General features: G+C 63.7%; 16 protein-coding genes and 2 tRNA genes. 6 read left to right on the top strand and 12 right to left on the bottom strand.

What is annotated here, in order from left to right; genetic code table 11:
* Positions 1 to 235 precede the first annotated feature (235 nt).
* Positions 236 to 577: an ArsR/SmtB family transcription factor gene (locus tag HK353_RS06435; protein WP_342589832.1), complete on the top strand. Its 342-nt coding sequence runs from the start codon at positions 236 to 238 to the stop codon at positions 575 to 577.
* A gap of 10 nt (positions 578 to 587) precedes the next feature.
* Entirely contained in the window at positions 588 to 992 is a 405-nt protein-coding gene (locus tag HK353_RS06430; RefSeq protein WP_173154028.1) for an SRPBCC family protein, read from the top strand.
* Positions 993 to 1,058: 66 nt separating this feature from the next.
* Here HK353_RS06430 and HK353_RS06425 read toward each other — a convergent pair whose 3' ends face one another.
* From HK353_RS06425 to HK353_RS06395, 7 genes are all read right to left on the bottom strand, one after another.
* Positions 1,059 to 2,345: an MFS transporter gene (locus HK353_RS06425; RefSeq protein WP_173154025.1), complete on the bottom strand. Its 1,287-nt coding sequence runs from the start codon at positions 2,343 to 2,345 to the stop codon at positions 1,059 to 1,061.
* A 12-nt stretch (positions 2,346 to 2,357) separates the two neighbouring features.
* A complete protein-coding gene (clpX, locus tag HK353_RS06420) occupies positions 2,358 to 3,641 on the bottom strand; it encodes an ATP-dependent Clp protease ATP-binding subunit ClpX (protein WP_173154022.1) in 1,284 nt (427 codons plus the stop codon).
* Between the two features lie 196 nt (positions 3,642 to 3,837).
* Positions 3,838 to 4,482: an ATP-dependent Clp protease proteolytic subunit gene (locus tag HK353_RS06415; protein ID WP_139467010.1), complete on the bottom strand. Its 645-nt coding sequence runs from the start codon at positions 4,480 to 4,482 to the stop codon at positions 3,838 to 3,840.
* A 26-nt stretch (positions 4,483 to 4,508) separates the two neighbouring features.
* On the bottom strand, positions 4,509 to 5,105 hold the full coding sequence (locus tag HK353_RS06410) for an ATP-dependent Clp protease proteolytic subunit (RefSeq protein WP_101545567.1): 597 nt from the start codon (positions 5,103 to 5,105) through the stop codon (positions 4,509 to 4,511).
* Positions 5,106 to 5,309: 204 nt separating this feature from the next.
* Complete coding sequence (tig, locus tag HK353_RS06405) at positions 5,310 to 6,671, bottom strand: trigger factor (protein WP_173154019.1); 1,362 nt, start codon at positions 6,669 to 6,671, stop codon at positions 5,310 to 5,312.
* Between the two features lie 212 nt (positions 6,672 to 6,883).
* Positions 6,884 to 8,302 (bottom strand): glycoside hydrolase family 15 protein, encoded by a 1,419-nt coding sequence (locus HK353_RS06400; RefSeq protein ID WP_245395824.1) that lies wholly within the window; start codon positions 8,300 to 8,302, stop codon positions 6,884 to 6,886.
* A 62-nt stretch (positions 8,303 to 8,364) separates the two neighbouring features.
* Positions 8,365 to 8,438: transfer RNA gene (locus HK353_RS06395), tRNA-Gly, on the bottom strand.
* 165 nt (positions 8,439 to 8,603) lie between these two features.
* Here HK353_RS06395 and HK353_RS06390 point away from each other — a divergent pair.
* Positions 8,604 to 8,677, top strand: a tRNA-Pro gene (locus HK353_RS06390).
* A 153-nt stretch (positions 8,678 to 8,830) separates the two neighbouring features.
* On the opposite strand, the gene HK353_RS06385 is transcribed toward HK353_RS06390, so the two are convergent.
* The 3 genes from HK353_RS06385 to HK353_RS06375 form a co-directional block, all read right to left on the bottom strand.
* On the bottom strand, positions 8,831 to 9,943 hold the full coding sequence (locus HK353_RS06385) for an alcohol dehydrogenase catalytic domain-containing protein (protein WP_173154016.1): 1,113 nt from the start codon (positions 9,941 to 9,943) through the stop codon (positions 8,831 to 8,833).
* Between the two features lie 16 nt (positions 9,944 to 9,959).
* Positions 9,960 to 10,433, bottom strand: coding sequence for a ribose-5-phosphate isomerase (locus HK353_RS06380; RefSeq protein ID WP_173154013.1), 474 nt, complete (start codon positions 10,431 to 10,433; stop codon positions 9,960 to 9,962).
* A 90-nt stretch (positions 10,434 to 10,523) separates the two neighbouring features.
* The gene (locus HK353_RS06375; RefSeq protein ID WP_139467006.1) at positions 10,524 to 11,129 is read right to left on the bottom strand and encodes a mycothiol-dependent nitroreductase Rv2466c family protein; all 606 of its coding nucleotides are present in this window, start codon (positions 11,127 to 11,129) and stop codon (positions 10,524 to 10,526) included.
* Positions 11,130 to 11,322: 193 nt separating this feature from the next.
* Between HK353_RS06375 and pepN the strand changes: the two genes are divergently transcribed.
* From pepN to HK353_RS06360, 3 genes are read left to right on the top strand one after another with little or no spacing between them, the layout of a single operon-like run.
* The gene (gene pepN / locus HK353_RS06370) at positions 11,323 to 14,001 is read left to right on the top strand and encodes an aminopeptidase N (protein WP_173154010.1); all 2,679 of its coding nucleotides are present in this window, start codon (positions 11,323 to 11,325) and stop codon (positions 13,999 to 14,001) included.
* 12 nt (positions 14,002 to 14,013) lie between these two features.
* Positions 14,014 to 15,105, top strand: a complete 1,092-nt coding sequence (locus tag HK353_RS06365) for a mechanosensitive ion channel family protein (RefSeq protein ID WP_173154007.1) — start codon at positions 14,014 to 14,016, stop codon at positions 15,103 to 15,105.
* Positions 15,089 to 15,490 (top strand): globin, encoded by a 402-nt coding sequence (locus HK353_RS06360; RefSeq protein ID WP_173154004.1) that lies wholly within the window; start codon positions 15,089 to 15,091, stop codon positions 15,488 to 15,490. The genes HK353_RS06365 and HK353_RS06360 overlap by 17 nt, the downstream gene beginning before the upstream one ends.
* Positions 15,491 to 15,518: 28 nt before the next feature.
* Here the strand turns inward: HK353_RS06360 and HK353_RS06355 are convergent, their stop codons facing one another.
* Complete coding sequence (locus HK353_RS06355; RefSeq protein WP_173154001.1) at positions 15,519 to 16,190, bottom strand: DUF8185 domain-containing protein; 672 nt, start codon at positions 16,188 to 16,190, stop codon at positions 15,519 to 15,521.
* The gene (locus HK353_RS06350; RefSeq protein ID WP_173153998.1) at positions 16,187 to 16,729 is read right to left on the bottom strand and encodes an acyl-CoA thioesterase; all 543 of its coding nucleotides are present in this window, start codon (positions 16,727 to 16,729) and stop codon (positions 16,187 to 16,189) included. Before HK353_RS06350 ends, HK353_RS06355 begins: the two co-directional genes overlap by 4 nt.
* Positions 16,730 to 16,735: the final 6 nt, after the last annotated feature.

Genomic DNA, 16,735 nt, shown 5'->3' with positions numbered 1-16,735 from the left:
ACTTGATGCACAACGGTGTTTCGACAGGACGGATGAGGGATGCGCCAGCACCGGGGCGTTATGAAACTGGAGCGGTGGATTAAGGGCAACGGTGAGGGATGCGAATGTACCGGGACGTCATGCCGCTTGTAGTCCGGGGTGAGGGCCACGAGGCAAACTGAGCGACAATACCCGAAGACGCAGATATGTCGGATTCTATTGACATGTAGGAGAAACCCGACATATGCTCGATCGTGTGATTTCGAATGTCTTCTCGGCCGTAGCCAACGACACCCGGCGATCGATCCTCGAGGCGGTCCGCACCAAACCACGTTCGGTGTCCGAGCTGACCGCCCTGTTCGAGCTCAGTCGTCCAGCGGTCTCCGAGCACCTGCGAGTGCTCCGACGCACCGGTTTGGTCCGTGAGGAGCCACAGGGTCAGAAGCGCATCTATCACCTCGAGGCCGCTCCGTTCGCGGAACTGGCGGACTGGCTCCACCCTTTCGAACGCTACTGGCGCGACCGCCTCGGCGACCTGTCCCAGGCACTGCACGAACTCGAGGAATCGGAATCCGCAGACAACCCCGTCACAGACTAGGACACAGCTCATGACCGACGAACGAACGATCGAAGTCGACCAGTTCCTCTCCCACTCCCCTGCCACCGTCTGGCGGGCGCTCACCGAGCCGGACGTCATGGCGCGGTGGTGGGCAGCCGGTGACATCGCCCCTGTCGTCGGACATTCCTTCACTCTCGACATGGGCGGGTTCGGGAAGCAGCCGTGCACGGTCACCCGGGTCGATCCGCAGCGCCTCCTCGCCTATACGTTCTCAGAGGGCACACTGGATTCGACGCTGACGTGGAAGCTCGTGCCCGAGGGCACGGGGACCCGACTCTTCTTGACTCATTCGGGACTCGACGTCGACTCTCCGCTGGGCCGTCAGGCATTCAAGGGCATGGGATCGGGGTGGCCGGGAATACTGGCCGGGATGGAGCAGACCCTCCAGGACTAAGACTCGCGCTGATTCTGCGACGACTCGTAGTACGAGCACGGTCGAACGTCAGGTCTGCTCGATGGATCAGGCAGTCGGGACAGTGTGCTCGTGCCCGCCGCGTTCGACCCGGTAGTTCCGGAAGGTCGGAAAGGCCACCGCACAGGCGAGCACGAGTACGATGACGGCGACGCCGCCACCCGCCGAGGCGACCGTGGTGTCCGTGACGGCCGCGACGGAGCCGTGGAGGACGTCCGCGATACGAGGTCCGCCCGCGACAACCACGATGAACACTCCCTGCATCCGACCGTGCATCGCATCGGTTGCGGCTTCCTGGAGCATCGTCTGGCGAAAAGCGCCGGACACGATATCGGCTCCTCCGCCGACCGCCATCGCAGCCAATGCGACGACGAGCGCGGTCAGCCAGAACCCTGCCGCCAGTTCAAGCGACAGTCCGAACACCGTCATTGCCGCACCCCAGACGACGATGGCGACGATGACGGCCAGTCCCTGACGCTCCACACGTGAGACCCACCCGGAGAAGATCCCCGCCAATGCACTTCCGCCGGCCAGCGCAGCGAAGAGCAGCGAGAAGACGATGCCGCCCTCGGGCGGACCGTCGAAGGTCTCAGCGGCGATCTGCGGGAACAGTGCCCGCGGCATTCCGAATACCATCGCAATGATGTCCACCAGCAGAGAGACCATGACGACGGTGTTCGTCCGCAAATATCGGAACCCGTCGACGATGCCTTTGAATCCCGACCGAGTATCGGGCTGTTTCTGCGGCGGCAGCGACGGCAGTCGGATCACTGCGTAGAGCGTAGCGAACAGGAACACGGCGTCGATGACGTAGAGCAGCTGGTACCCGAACAGAGGGATCAGCGCTCCGCCGACGACAGGGCCGACGACGGCGCCCAATGTCATCACGGTCATGTTCAGAGAGTTCGCCGCGGGCAGCAGGCCGAGCGGGATGATCGACGGCAGCAGAGCTCCCCGCGCCGGTTGGTTCAAGCCGAAGAATGCCTGCTGCATCGAGAACACCGACAGCAGCAGCCAGACATTGTCGATGCTGAGCACCGCAATGAGGGCGAGTATCGCGCTCGTGACGATCAGACCGACCGTCGAGATCACGAGCAGCCTGCGTCGATCGATGACATCGGCCAACGACCCGCCCCACAGTCCGAAGACGATGAGCGGAACCAGCCCGAATGCACCGGCGAGCCCGACGTACCCGGACGACCCGGTGATATGGAAGATCTGTGCGGGTATCGCCACAACAGTCATCTGCGCACCGATGACGGTGACGATATTGGCCACCCACAGTCGTCGGAACGACGCGTAGCGCAGTGGGCGTGTGTCGGCCAGGAGTCTCATGCGAAAAGAGACTCAGGCAGACTTCTTATTCGTCCTGTTCCGTGACTTCGGCACGAGGGTCGGGGCGACATTGGATTCGACGACGTCCTTGGTCACGACCACTTCGGCGATGTCTTCGCGTGAAGGGACATCGAACATGACCGGCTGCAGAACCTCTTCCATGATCGAGCGCAGGCCTCGAGCGCCCGTGCCGCGCAGCAGAGCGAGATCGGCGATGGCCTCAAGTGCCTCGGTCTCGAATGTCAGGGAGACATTGTCGAACTCGAACATCCGCTGGTACTGCTTGACCAAGGCGTTCTTCGGTTCTGTGAGGATCGACATCAGCGCGGCTCGGTCGAGGTTGGACACGGTGGCCAGCACCGGCAGGCGGCCGATGAACTCCGGGATGAGGCCGAACTTGAGCAGATCTTCGGGAAGGATGTCCGCGTAGAGGTCCTCTTCGTCGTTCTTCGACTGGAGCAGGGCGCCGAAGCCGATGCCGTGCTTGCCCTTGCGGCCGGCGACGATCTCCTCCATCCCGGCGAAAGCGCCGGCGACGATGAAGAGCACATTGGTCGTGTCGATCTGCAGGAAGTCCTGGTGCGGGTGTTTGCGCCCGCCCTGCGGCGGCACCGACGCCTGAGTGCCTTCGAGGATCTTCAGCAGTGCCTGCTGCACGCCCTCACCGGACACGTCACGGGTGATCGACGGGTTCTCCGACTTGCGAGCGATCTTATCGATCTCGTCGATATAGATGATTCCGTGCTCGGCACGCTGGATATCGAAATCCGCGGCCTGAATGAGTTTGAGCAGGATGTTCTCGACGTCCTCGCCGACGTAGCCGGCTTCGGTCAGCGCGGTGGCATCGGCCACCGCGAATGGGACATTGAGACGCTTGGCCAGGGACTGGGCGAGGTAGGTCTTTCCGGAGCCGGTGGGACCGACGAGCAGGATGTTCGACTTCGCGATCTCAACCTCGGAGTCGTTGGAGCCGAGGGTCTTCTCATCGCCGGACTGCAGCGATCGGATGCGCTTGTAGTGGTTGTACACGGCTACCGACAGTGCCTTCTTCGCCGGTTCCTGACCGACTACGTACTCCTGGAGGAAGTCGAAGATCTCACGAGGCTTGGGCAACTCGATTTCGGCCTGCTCCGGACTGGATTCGCTGAGCTCCTCTTCGATGATCTCATTGCACAATCCGATGCATTCATCGCAGATGTAAACACCAGGTCCGGCGATGAGTTTCCGAACCTGCTTCTGAGACTTCCCACAGAAGTTGCATTTGAGCAGGTCTGCTCCGTCCGCACTGCGAGCCACTGTCACAACCTTTCGCCAGGACGCTTGGCCCCAACTCTACCGCTCGTGTTTCCTGTACCTCAATAGCTTCCCATACGTGGCTGACACGAGCCCCCAGCCACGACTCGGTGTGTCGGCGGAAGGAACTGAGAACGGGTCCGTCCGATCGCAATCGCACGAACCCGTTCTCAGTGTTTCCCTGTCCTCCGACAGGTGATCAGCTCGCGTTCTTGCGCGAAGAGAGCACCTGGTCGACGAGACCGTAGTCCTTGGCCTGCTCGGCCGTGAGGAAGAGGTCGCGTTCGATGTCGTTCGAGACCTGAGCGGCCTCCTTGTTCGAGTGCTTGGCCAGAGTTCCCTCGAGCCATTCGCGCATCCGCAGCACCTCAGCGGCCTGGATCTCGAGGTCAGACGCCTGACCCTGTCCCTGTCCCTGCATCGCGGGCTGGTGGATGAGCACTCGCGCGTTCGGCAGGGCCAGACGCTTGCCGGGAGTGCCAGCGGCCAGCAGCACGGCGGCTGCGGAGGCGGCCTGACCGAGGCAGACGGTCTGGATCTCCGGCTTGATGTACTGCATCGTGTCGTAGATGGCCGTCATCGCCGTGAACGACCCACCCGGCGAGTTGATGTAGAGCGTGATGTCGCGGTCGGGATCCTGCGATTCGAGGACGAGCAGCTGAGCCATGACATCGTCGGCGGAGGTGTCATCCACCTGTGCGCCGAGGAACACGACGCGGTCGTCGAAGAGCTTCGTGTAGGGATCCTGGCGCTTGAAGCCATAGGGTGTGCGCTCTTCGAACTGCGGCATGACATAACGCGACTGCGGCATGTTCGACGCCGTCGAACCCGGCATAAAGTTCATTGAATTCATTCTTCCCTCACTCCTGCTCAGTTGTTCTCGACGTCGGACGCGCGGGTGACCATCTTGTCGATGAAGCCGTATTCGAGCGCCTCTTCGGCGGTGAACCAGTGGTCCCGGTCGTTGTCCTGAAGGATCTGCTCGAGCGACTTCCCGGTCTGCTGAGCAGTCAGTTCGGCCATCTGCTTCTTCATGTGCAGGATCAGTTCGGCCTGGATCTTGATGTCCGTGGCGGTTCCCCCGATGCCGCCCAGCGGCTGGTGCATGAGGATGCGGGCGTGCGGGGTGGCGTAGCGCTTGCCCGGGGTGCCCGAGGAGAGCAGGAACTGTCCCATAGAGGCGGCCATTCCCATGGCCACGGTGGAGACATCGGGCTTGATGTACTGCATCGTGTCGTAGATGGCCATTCCGGCGGTGACGGAGCCGCCGGGCGAGTTGATGTAGAGCGAGATGTCCGCTTCGGGATCTTCGGCGGCCAGCAGCATCATCTGCGCGCAGATGGCGTTGGCGTTGTCGTCACGCACTTCCGAACCGAGCCAGATGATGCGCTCCTTGAGAAGACGATTGAAGATGTGGTCATCCAGACCCATTCCCCCACCGGCGTCGAGGCCGACGGGAGCTGTCATGTCGTATGCGCTCACGTTTCACTCCTGTGTTCTGTGGATGGCTTGTTATGGACTCTAACCTCTCTCCCCCGGGTTTTAGTCCGCGGCGAGGCCTGTGTTCGCCCTCAGCGTGATCGGGACCTGCGCAGATGCGAAGACGGTGGGTACGGATCACGATCCGTACCCACCGTCTCATCAGGGTTCCACCGCCGAGGCGGCTCGTCCTCAGTTCTCTTCGGCGGCCTCTGCAGGTGCCTCGTCCGCGGTTTCCGCGCTCTGCGCGGTCGCGTCGGCATCCTCGGCGTCGTCACCGGCGGAGGTGAAGGCCTCCATGTCGACGACGTTTCCGGCGGTGTCCTTGACCGTGGCGCCGGCAAGGACGGCGGCCAGGGCCTTGCGGCGCGAGACCTCGCCGACCAGCGCATTGACCTGGCCGGAGCTGTCGAGCATCTGGGCGAACTCGTTGGGGTTCATTCCGTACTGCTGCGAAGCGGAGATCAGGTACTCGATGAGTTCGGGCTGGCTGACCTCGACGTTCTCGGCTTCGGAGACCGCATCGAGGATGAACTGCGTGCGCAGGTTTCGCTCGGTCTCCTCGGTGACCTCCTTGCGGTGCTCGTCGTCGTCCGAACGGTTCTCGGACTCGAGGTGACGCTCGACCTCGTCGGTGACGATCTTGGCCGGAACCGGGACGTCGAGGGTCTCGATGAGATGTTCGAGGACCTTGTCCCGTGCCTGGACGCCCTGCTCGGTCTCCTTGGCCTTGCCGGCCTGGACGCGCAGGTCCTCCCGCAGTTCGTCGATCGTGTCGAACTCGCTGGCCAGCTGAGCGAAGTCGTCGTCGGCCTCGGGCAGTTCGCGTTCCTTCACAGCGCCCAGGGTGATCTTCACGGTGCCCTGTTCACCGGCGTGCTCGCCGCCTGCGAAGGTGGTCTCGAAGGTCGTGTTCTCTCCGGCCGAGAGGCCGTCGAGCGCTTCGTCCATGCCTTCGAGCATCGTTCCGGCACCGACCTGGTAGGAGATGTCGGAGGCGGTGTCGATCTCTTCGTCGCCGATGGTGGCGACGAGGTCGAGGGTGACGAAGTCGTCCTTGGCCGCGGGGCGGTCCACGGCGACGAGGGTTCCGAAGCGGGTGCGCAGCTGCTCGAGCTCCGCGTCCACATCGGCGTCGGTGACCTCGATGGGGTCGACCTCGATGGAGATCGTGTCGTAGGCAGGCAGTTCGACCTCGGGGCGCACGTCGACCTCGACGGTGAAGCCGAGTTCGCCGTCTTCGGTTCCGTCGAGACCGGGAACCTCGGAGATCTCGACCTCGGGCTGGCCCATCGGCTTGAGGTCATGCTCTTCGACCGCGTTGCGGTAGAAGTCGTCAAGTCCGTTGTTGATGGCTTCCTGGATCACAGCAGGACGGCCGATGCGCTGGTCGATGATGCGCGCGGGGACCTTGCCCTTACGGAACCCGGGGACTGTGACCTGAGCCCCGATGGTCTTGTATGCCTCGTCGACGCTCGGTTTGAGTTCGGCGTATGGGACTTCCACGCTGATCTTGACCCGGGTGGGGTCGAGTTGCTCGACGGAGCTCTTCACAGGGTGACCTTTCAAATTCGACAGTCATGCATTTTCGGTCATCTCCGACCTGATCATCCGGGTTCGTGACCGCAAACGGCCATCTCACAGCCTGATCGGTCATCTCGTGACCTTAGAGGGAGCGAAAGTCCACGAATAGTTCGCGCACGTCCGCAAGACGCAATCCCCTATGTTACGCGAAACCCCGCCCGATTCGCGAAACCGGGGTGATTTCACGAGCTCGCTCCACCTCGGTGCCCGTAGAGTTCGTCGAGGGTGATGATGACGTTGGCCGCAGTCCACGACAGCGGCGCCACTGAGACCGGATCGCCGTCCCCGCTGATCTTCTCCGGCAGAGACCCTGCGCTCGTGCGGTGTTCTGCCAGCCAGTCGAGGATCGATTCGGCTCGGTCGCGGAGCCCGAGGCGCGCGAAGCCGAGCGCCATGAGCGACGTCGACGGCGTCCAGCTGGAGCGGTCGATGATCCAGCCGTGTCCGGGTTTGATCCCTCCGGCCGGCTGTTCGAGGTGGTCCCAGACTCCGTCGAGAAGCTCGGGTTCGAGCGCGTAGATCCCCTCTGAACGCTCCGGCACGAGCCCGGCTGCCGGCAGATAGGCAATAGCCGAATCCGATCCGCCCGAGGTCGGGTAGCGCTGCATCCCATTGGCACCGAAGGTTCGCGTGAAGGTCGCACGAAAATCTTCCGCTGCGCGCAGGACTGCTGCCGAATCGTCGCCGAGGCGGCTCCACAGATCCCCATCGGCCTTGGTCAGTGCGACCAGTGAGTTCATCCCGACCAGAGTCGGTCCCGCCAAGCCGAGGGTGACCTGTGATTCTCCGACCTCCCAATAGTCCGGGCCGACCGGAGGCAGGCTGCGACCGCGGTCGGTGAGGTCGAACAGGCGCCGACTGGTCCGTCGCAGGAGGACATCGAGTTCCCCGAGGGCGGACGGGCCAGTCGTCTCCGTGGAGACGGCATGCACTTCGGAGACCGCCCAGAGGACGAGACCGAGGGAGTCGAACTGCGACTCGCGATCGTCCGGAGCCAGTCCGGTCGACGGGTCGACGCGGGCTGCGAACGACCCGTCGACCGCCTGCACGGACTGCAGGCAGCGCAGATGGCTCCATGACAGTTCCGACAACCCGACCCGCGCCAGAGCCACTGCAGAGAAGGCCGTGTCCCGTGGCCAGACATAGCGCCAGGCATCGGCCCATCCGGCGACCGGCGCGGGCAGTTCGTCGCTGAGGACCCATAGGTCGAGCAGGGCGGAGACAGCGAGGTCGCGGCGGTGGGCAGGCAGAGATCCCAGCCACGATTCGCAGCTGTCGAGGAATTCCCGCTGCCGCGCCGCCGGGCCCGGATCGGCCAGATCCGGCATGACTCGTGACTGTGCGGGCAGGCGTCGCGAGGCGACGGCATCGAGGGCTTCGCGCCGACCTGATCCGGTGTAGGCGGCGGTGACCGAACGGACGGGATCCGGTTGGGCCGCCTCGGCGAGGGCTGCGGTGATCGCCGAACCGAGACCGATCGCACCGATCCCGGCGACCGCTCCGGTGAGCATCGTTCGCCGGCTGGGCCGTGCGATCGTCGAGGCAGTGTCACGCTCATCGCGCAAGCGCGTGCTCTGCGGCGACTGATCGACTGTGGTCATCTGAGGATCTTACCCGCCCGGGAACGAAGAAACCGGTCTGACCATCAGGTCAGACCGGCTTGTGGAGGGGATGACGGGAATCGAACCCGCACCATCAGTTTGGAAGACTGAGGCTCTACCATTGAGCTACATCCCCGTGTTGCGAGTTCGACTATAGTCGAGAACTTCTCCGAGCGCCAAATCGACATTCGGTGACCTGCGTCACTCCTGCGATCTCACTGTGAGGTGTGTCGCATTGACGTGTTTGCGCGATTCGCAAGGTGCACGTCGCGACCCGCCTGTGGTTAGATAGGAGCCGTCGCGGGATGTGGCGCAGCTTGGTAGCGCATCTGTTTTGGGAACAGAGGGTCGCAGGTTCAAATCCTGTCATCCCGACAGACTTAAGCCGCCCGGACCGATCGGTCCGGGCGGCTTTCTCGTGCCCAACTACGCTGGCCCCCAATTACTACCTGAGGGCGGCCCAGATACCTGGCGCTAGGTTGCTCAGCCGCCGTCAGGTAGTACCAAAGGAGACATCTCAGGTGAGGCTCACGCCTCGAAGTCGATGACCTGCCTGACGACCGTCCCGTCGGAGAGCGCGTCGAAGGCCTCGTTGAGCTCGTTCAGGCCGATCGTGTCGGAGATGAGCTCCTCGACGGGCAGCTTGCCTTCCCTCCACAGCTGGGCATAGACGGGGATATCCCGACTCGGCACTGCCGACCCCAGATAGGAGCCGATCACGGTCCGGGCCTCGGCTGTCAGGGTCACCGGGGTGATGTGAGACTGCGCATCCGGTGCGGGCAACCCCACCGTCACAGTCGTCCCGCCGACAGCTGTGGCCGTGAACGCGGTTTCGAAGGCCCGAGCATGCCCGACGCATTCGATGGCGATCGACGCTGTCCTCTGGCCGAGCTGCTCGGGGGTGTAGACCTCGACGGCGCCGAGTTCCTTCGCCCGCACCAGCTTGTCGGGGTTCGCGTCGACGCCGATGACTCCGGCGGTCTCGATCGACAGAGCCGTAATGAGCGCGGCCATTCCGACTCCGCCGAGGCCGACGATCATCACCTCGTCATCCGGTCCCGGCCGTCCCGCGTTGAGCACCGCTCCCCCGCCGGTGAGCACGGCGCAGCCGAGCACCGCAGCGATGGAGGCGGGAACATCGTCGTCGACGGGAACCACGGATGCCCGGTTGACCACGGCATGAGTGGCGAACACGGACGCACCGAGGTGGTGGAGCACCTCGGCGCCGGTATCGTCGTGGAGACGCACCTTGTGCCCGTCGAACGGCAACGTTCCGGCAGCGTTCGTCGCACTGCCTGGAGTGCAGGGCAGTTTGCCGTCAGTGCGGCAGTTCGCGCATTCCCCGCAGCGCGGCAGGAACACTGTGACGACCTGCTGCCCGATCTCGAGGTCGTCGACACCCTCACCGAGCTTTTCGACGACGCCTGCCCCTTCGTGACCGAGCAGCATCGGCAGCGGCCGGGGGCGGTTTCCGTCGACGACGGACAGATCCGAGTGGCAGACTCCGGCAGCCGTCATTCGGATGAGCACCTCACCGGGGCCCGGTTCATCGAGCTCGAGGGTCTCGATCGCAATCGGCTGCGACTCGGCGAAGGGCCGGGGGCGCTTCATCTCGCGCAGTACAGCGCCGTGAATCTTCATCACAGTGTTCTCCTTCTTACAGAGCCTGCTGGCCCTGCTCCTCATACTTCGACATGATGCTGATGCGGCGTTCGTGGCGGCCATCGCCGGAGAACGGCTCGGCCAAGAAGGCGTCGACGATGGCGATGGCCTCGTCTTCCGGGTGCTGGCGGGCACCGACGGCGACGATCTGGGCATTGTTGTGCTGACGGGCCAGCTTCGAGATCTCCGGGTTCCAGGCCAGAGCGGTGCGTGCACCCTTGACGAGGTTGGCGGCCATCTGTTCGCCGTTGCCCGATCCGCCGATCACGACTCCGAGAGCGTCGACGCCGGCTGCCTGGTCATGGACGACGCTCTGTGCCGCGGCGATGCAGAATGCCGGGTAGTCATCGAGAGCGTCGTACTCGTGGGCGCCGTGGTCGACGACGTCGTGCCCGGCTGACTCGAGGTGCGCCTTGAGCACCTCCTTGAATTCGAATCCGGCGTGGTCGGTGCCGAGGTGAACCTTCATATGTCTGCCTTTCGGTGGGATCTCTTGATCGATCGAGTCCGCTGAGTGAACGGGCTGTTGAGTCGCGGCCGTTGGTTCGGCCCGATTGACTCAGTCGAAGTTCGGGCCCTGGTCACGTGTGCGCTTGAGTTCGAAGAATCCCGGCGTCGAGGCGACCGCGAGGACTCCGTCGAAGAGCCGCCCGGCGTCTTCTCCCTTCGGAGCGGGGGTGACGACGGGGCCGAAGAACGCGGTTCCGGCGACGCGGCAGATCGGTGTGCCGACATCGTCGCCGACCAGACTCAGTGCCTCGTCGTGGGAGGCCTGGAGCTGTGCGTCGTAGTCATCGGTCTCGCCGTACTTCATGAGATCGGCGGGCAGCTGCAGTTCGGCGAGGGCCTCAGACACTGCCTTTTCGAAGTCCTTCTCTCCACCCGGATGGATCCTTGTGCCGATCGCGGTGTAGAGAGGTTCGGCGATCTCTTCACCGTGCTCGGCGATCGCAGCGGTGACGATGCGCATCGGGGCCAGGGCCCGGTTCATCAGTGCCCGGTAGTCCTCGGGAATGTCCTTGTCACGATTGAGGAAGTTCAGGCTCATCGGGTGGAACTTCACCTCGACGTCGCGGACCTTCGCGACTTCGAGCCCCCAGCGTGAGGTCATCCATGCCCACGGGCAGGCCGTGTCGAACCACAGATCGAGTGTTTCCTTGCTCACTGTCTCTCCTCCGTCAAACGCTTGCGGGTCCCGTGCCGGGCACCCATCGTGTCAGTGCTCAATCTATCAAGACCCGCAACCTTCGGTGACGGTGGCCGAATCGCGATCCGTCGCACCGACACCGCCGCAGTGAAGCGTGTCCATGAAAGAATGATCGAGTACACCCGGTTCCCGAAGCGAAGGTCACCTCACTGTGCCGCAATACAATCTCACCCGCGACGAAGCACGCGAACGTTCAGGCATCGTGGACGTCTCGAGCTACGAGCACACCCTGATCCTCACAGGAGTTGGTGAGAGTTTCCGCGTCCGTTCACGTATCCGGTTCACTGCGACAGCGGACTCGACGACGTTCATCGACGCCATCACCTCCAGTGTCGAGCGCGTCCGCCTCAACGGCACCGACCTCGACCTCGCCGAGGTGGTCGCACCGGCCCGCATCACCCTTCCCGGCCTCGCCGCTGAGAACGAACTCATCGTCGATGCACATTTCACCTATATGAACACCGGAGAGGGTCTGCACCGATTCGTCGACCCGATCGATGACGAGGTCTACCTCTACTCTCAGTTCGAAGTCCCTGACGCACGCCGGGTCTTCCCCGTGTTCGAGCAGCCCGATATCAAATCTCCGTACTCCTTCACCGTGATCGCACCCGAGAAGTGGACCGTCGTCTCGAACTCCCCCACTCCGACTCCGAGCGATCCGAAGGAGACCTTCGCCGAGATCGGAGAGGAACCGCAGAAGGGCATGGCGGTGTGGCAGTTCGCCCCGACCACGCCGATCTCGTCGTATATCACCGCGATCATCGCCGGCCCGTACGAGTCCGTGCATTCGCAGCTGACTTCCTCCGACGGTTCGATTGTTCCTCTGGGCCTATACTGCCGCGCGTCCCTGCTCGAACATCTCGATGCGACGAAGCTGTTCCGGATCACGAAGGCCGGTTTCGAGTTCTTCGAGCGCGAATTCGGTGTCTCCTACCCGTTCGAGAAGTACGATCAGCTCTTCGTGCCCGAGTTCAATGCCGGAGCGATGGAGAACGCCGGTGCCGTGACGATCCTCGAGAACTATGTGTTCCGGTCACGTCCCACAGAGGCTCTTGTCGAACGCCGGACCGTCACGATCCTCCACGAGCTCGCCCATATGTGGTTCGGCGATCTCGTCACCATGCGCTGGTGGAACGATCTGTGGCTCAACGAGTCCTTCGCCGAGTTCATGTCGACGCTGGCGACGGCCGAGGCCACCGAATTCGCCGATGCGTGGACGACCTTCGCCACGATCGAGAAGTCGTGGGCCTACCGGCAGGATCAGCTGCCGAGCACGCATCCGATCGTCGCCCCGATCGACGACCTCGCCGATGTCGAGGTCAACTTCGACGGGATCACCTACGCCAAGGGCGCTTCCGTGCTCAAACAGCTCGTGGCCTGGGTCGGTCGCGAGGAGTTCTTCTCCGGCCTCAAGAGCTACTTCGACAAACATGCGTGGTCGAACACCGAACTCTCCGATCTCCTCACCGAGCTCGAGGCCACCTCGGGCAGGGATCTGGAGAGCTGGTCGAAGCTGTGGCTTGAGGAATCCGGGGTCAACCTCCTCGAAGCCGTCGTCACCACCGAGGCCGGTGACGGCACGGCAGAGGCATCGGGAACGGACGAGCAGACGATCTCGAGCCTGCACGTGACTCAGAAGCCTTGGTCGATTCCGGGTCAGCCGACCCCATCCCTGCGTCCGCACAGGTTGGCCGTCGGCTTCTATTCGGACAACGGACAGGGACGTCTGCAACGCACCTATTCGTTCCCCCTCGACATCGACGGAGAATCCGCAGAGGTGGACGAGGCCCGAGGCCTGGCTCTGCCCGATGTCGTCGTCGTCAACGACGCCGATCTCAGCTATGCGAAGGTCCGCTTCGACGCCCGCAGCATGGACACGGCGGCGAACAGACTGGGCGACTTCGATGATTCGCTCACCCAGCTCCTTGTGCTGGCAACGCTGTGGGATGAGGTCCGGGACGGCGAACGGCCCGTTCACGACTACATCAACACTGTGCTCACCCACCTGGGCGCCGTCACCCATTCCTCCGGACTGCTCACGCAGATGGGCCAGCTCGACACCGCGGTCGGCTCCTACCTGCCGCCGCAGGAGCGCGAGAGGATGCACGCCGAGGTGGCTGACCGTTTCATCGAGGTCCTCGAGGCGACCGAGGAAGGATCGGACCAGGCCTTCCAGTTCGTGCGCGGATTCATCCGTCACGCGACCACACCCGTGCAGCTGGATCGGCTGAAAGCCTGGCTGCGACCGGAGACCGAACGTGTCTATGGGATCGCCCTGGACACTGATCTCACATGGGAGATCATCATCGGCCTGTGCGCGAACGACGCCGTCGATGATTCGACAGTCGAGGAGATGAGCCGCAGAGACCCCAGCGCCACCGGCGTCCGCCACGCCGCGACAGCACGGGCCAGCCGCCCCACCTCGGCGTCGAAATCGCAGACCTTCACACGAATGGTCGACGATGCAGATCTGCCGAACTCGGAACTCGGGGCGCTCGCTCTCGGCTTCGGAACCGGGCTGCAGACGAGCTCCGGAGATTCCATCGCCGCCGAGTCACCGCTGCGGACGTTCGCCGACGAATACTTCGCACGGGTGGCAGGCTGGTGGGAGACGCGCACCCTGGAGATGGCGCAGACGATGACTCTGCGGCTGTACCCACCGGTGAGTTCTGCCACAGTCGACGCCACGTCACAGTGGCTCGACGATCACCCCTCAGCGCCGAAGGGCCTGGTGCGGCTGATGCGGGAGAACCTCGCCGATGCGAAGCGGGCGCTGCAGGTTCAGCGTGTGTCCAGCGCTTCCAAGGGATCATTGAACCTTCACAGTTAGTCTCGAAAGATCATGACAACCGATGCAATAGATTCCACTGTTCAGAACGCAAGTGACTTCGATTGGGCAACGTTCCTCCTCGGCGCTCCGCTGAAGATCACCGTGATCATCATCGGCGCCATCGTCGTCAACCTCATCATCCGGCTCTTCATCCGCCGGTTCACCACCGCTGTGGCCAAGGGCACGGTGGGCAGCGAGAAGGCCGAAAGCGCGGGCCGAGCGAAGTTCTCAGCCACTGCGCTTGAGGCCCAGCGGACCGGGATCGATGAGCAGACGATCAAGCAGCGCCGAGCCCAGCGGGCGAAGACCGTAGGGCGCATGCTGTCGTCGGTGACGACGATCCTCGTCAGTGTCATCGCGGTCCTCATGATCCTCGATGCGCTGAGCTTCAACATCGCCCCGATCCTCGCTTCTGCCGGTATCGCTGGTGTTGCCATCGCCTTCGGTGCTCAGGAGCTCGTCCGCGACTACCTGTCGGGATTCTTCATCGTCATCGAAGACCAGTACGGAATCGGCGACACCGTCGACCTCGGCGAAGCCGTCGGCGAAGTCGAGGACGTCGGCCTGCGCCGCACCCAGATCCGTGACCTCACCGGCACCCTGTGGCATGTGCGCAACGGCGAGATCCTGCGAGTGGGCAACTTGTCCCAGGGGTGGGCGCGCGCCGTGCTCGACATCCCGCTCGACTACCGGACCTCGATGGAGGAGTACCGCGAGATCACCGCGGACATCACGCGCACTCTGCGGAAGGATCCCGAGCTGTCCAACGCGATGCTCGAGGATCCCGAGATCGCCGGCGTCCAGTCGTTGTCGGGCTCCCACCGGGTCATCCGCACCATGGTCAAGACCAAGCCGAACCTGCAGTGGATGGTCGAGCGTGCCTTCCGTGCCGAACTGATGACCCAGCTGGCCAAGCGCGGCGGACAGATCGGTATGGTCCAGGAGACGGTTCTGCGCACTCTGCCCGCTCAGGAGAAGGCGATGGCTCCGGCAATCGCCGAGGATTCCGAGAATCCCTCGCCTCTGCCCGGTGACCAGGAGATCCGCAGCACCGTGCAGGAGGACTCCCCCAGTGAAGGATCGAGCGATGTCGCAGACGACTGACGGTTCCATCTTCGAGGCCGTCGGCGGGCATGACACGTTCACCCGCCTCGTCGACGTGTTCTACCAGCATGTCGATGCGGATGCTCAGCTCATTGCGATGTATCCCGACGGCCATGAGCTGGAGGGCGCGAAGCAACGTCTGCAGATGTTCCTTGAGCAGTACTTCGGGGGTCCGTCGACCTACCAGGAGCAGCGAGGTCATCCGCGACTGCGGATGCGGCATTTCGACTATCCGATCGATTTCGATGCCCGGGACCGCTGGCTGCGGTGCATGCGTGCGGCTCTCGACGATGTGAGCCTGCCGCCGCTGTACGACGAGATGTTCTGGGACTACTTTCAGCGGGCAGCGACCGCGATGGTGAATACGAACCCGAACATCCGGTGATCACTCTCCGGTGAGCATAGACCGCTGATCACAGTCCGCGGGCACGCGTGAGCAGGTGACCGCCTGGGGCCACAAGACGCAGCCAGCCTCCGGATTCCATGATGCGCAGCTGACGGTCGTCGTCGCGTCCCGCGGGTGGAATGAAGCGCAGCGCAGCGGCGGCGAAGGCCAATCCTCCTGGCATCCCGGTTCCCTGCTCGCCCGCCATCGGACGTGACCACACGCGTGAACGCAGAGCCTTGACCGCGTGTCCCCCGGAACCCTCGGGCGCACCGGTGCTGATCTCGGCGATCCCTGACTCCGCAGTCTCGTGGAGCCGCCCGACGCTGATCGTGTCGTACTCGGACCAGCCTCCGCGCGGAGGCGCGATCCCGGTCCACGACACGAGCACCGAGTTCGGCGGCACCGGCAGATTGGTTCCATTCTCGTCTCGGGCGAAACGGTCGAGCAGATTCGACAGCGGCACCGCCTCGTCGAATCCGTCTTGTTCGTGATCGTCCAGGCGCAGCATCCGCATGGCCAGCACCAGCGGTGTCGAATCGCCGAGTCCGTGCGGGAACAGCGGTGCCACGGTGGCGGCCAGGACGTCGGAGGCGACCTGCAGTCGCATCGCTCCGTCAGCATCTGCCCTGTGGGCCAGAGTGGCGAAGGCGGAGAGATCCCGCATCGCCAGCGGGTCGCTGATATGCAGATCCGTCATCGTCGGGCCCTCCGCAGCGGCACGGGTGTACCGAGCACCGATTCCATGGCGCCGGTCTCGGCTTCCCTGAGGCGTCGCGGCCGGCCGCTGTCGATGTCGATGAAGACGATGACGGTCTCGGCGACCGTGTAGGTGCGCGAACCGTCCGGTTCGCAGATGACATAGCCCACCGTCACCGAGGCGGGTCGGACTTCGCTGATGACGAGATCGACGGCGATGGGTCCGGTCCGATAGGGAATCGGGGCACGGTATTCGATGGCGTGGGAGGCCACGAGCAGCTCGGTGGTGGCAGAGGCGTCGGCGAAGATCGTCGGCATCTCGACCCCGCTGACCGTCTCGGTCACCCCGTGCTCTCCCGGCGTGGTCGGTGCATCGGAGCTGTGGGTGGGAGAGCCGAGAGCACGGACGCGAGCCTCTTCCAGCAGTTTGAGCTGGGTGACGTTGTTCACGTGGCCGTAGGCGTCCATATCACCCCATCTCAGTTCCAACAGTACGCGGGTGAATTCGTCGAGAAGGGGGTTGGTGGCGCCAGAGTGCATGCCTCC

Source organism: Brevibacterium permense, from assembly GCF_013280495.1.
GTDB lineage: Bacteria > Actinomycetota > Actinomycetes > Actinomycetales > Brevibacteriaceae > Brevibacterium > Brevibacterium permense.
This window is presented reverse-complemented; position numbering and strand designations above follow the sequence as displayed.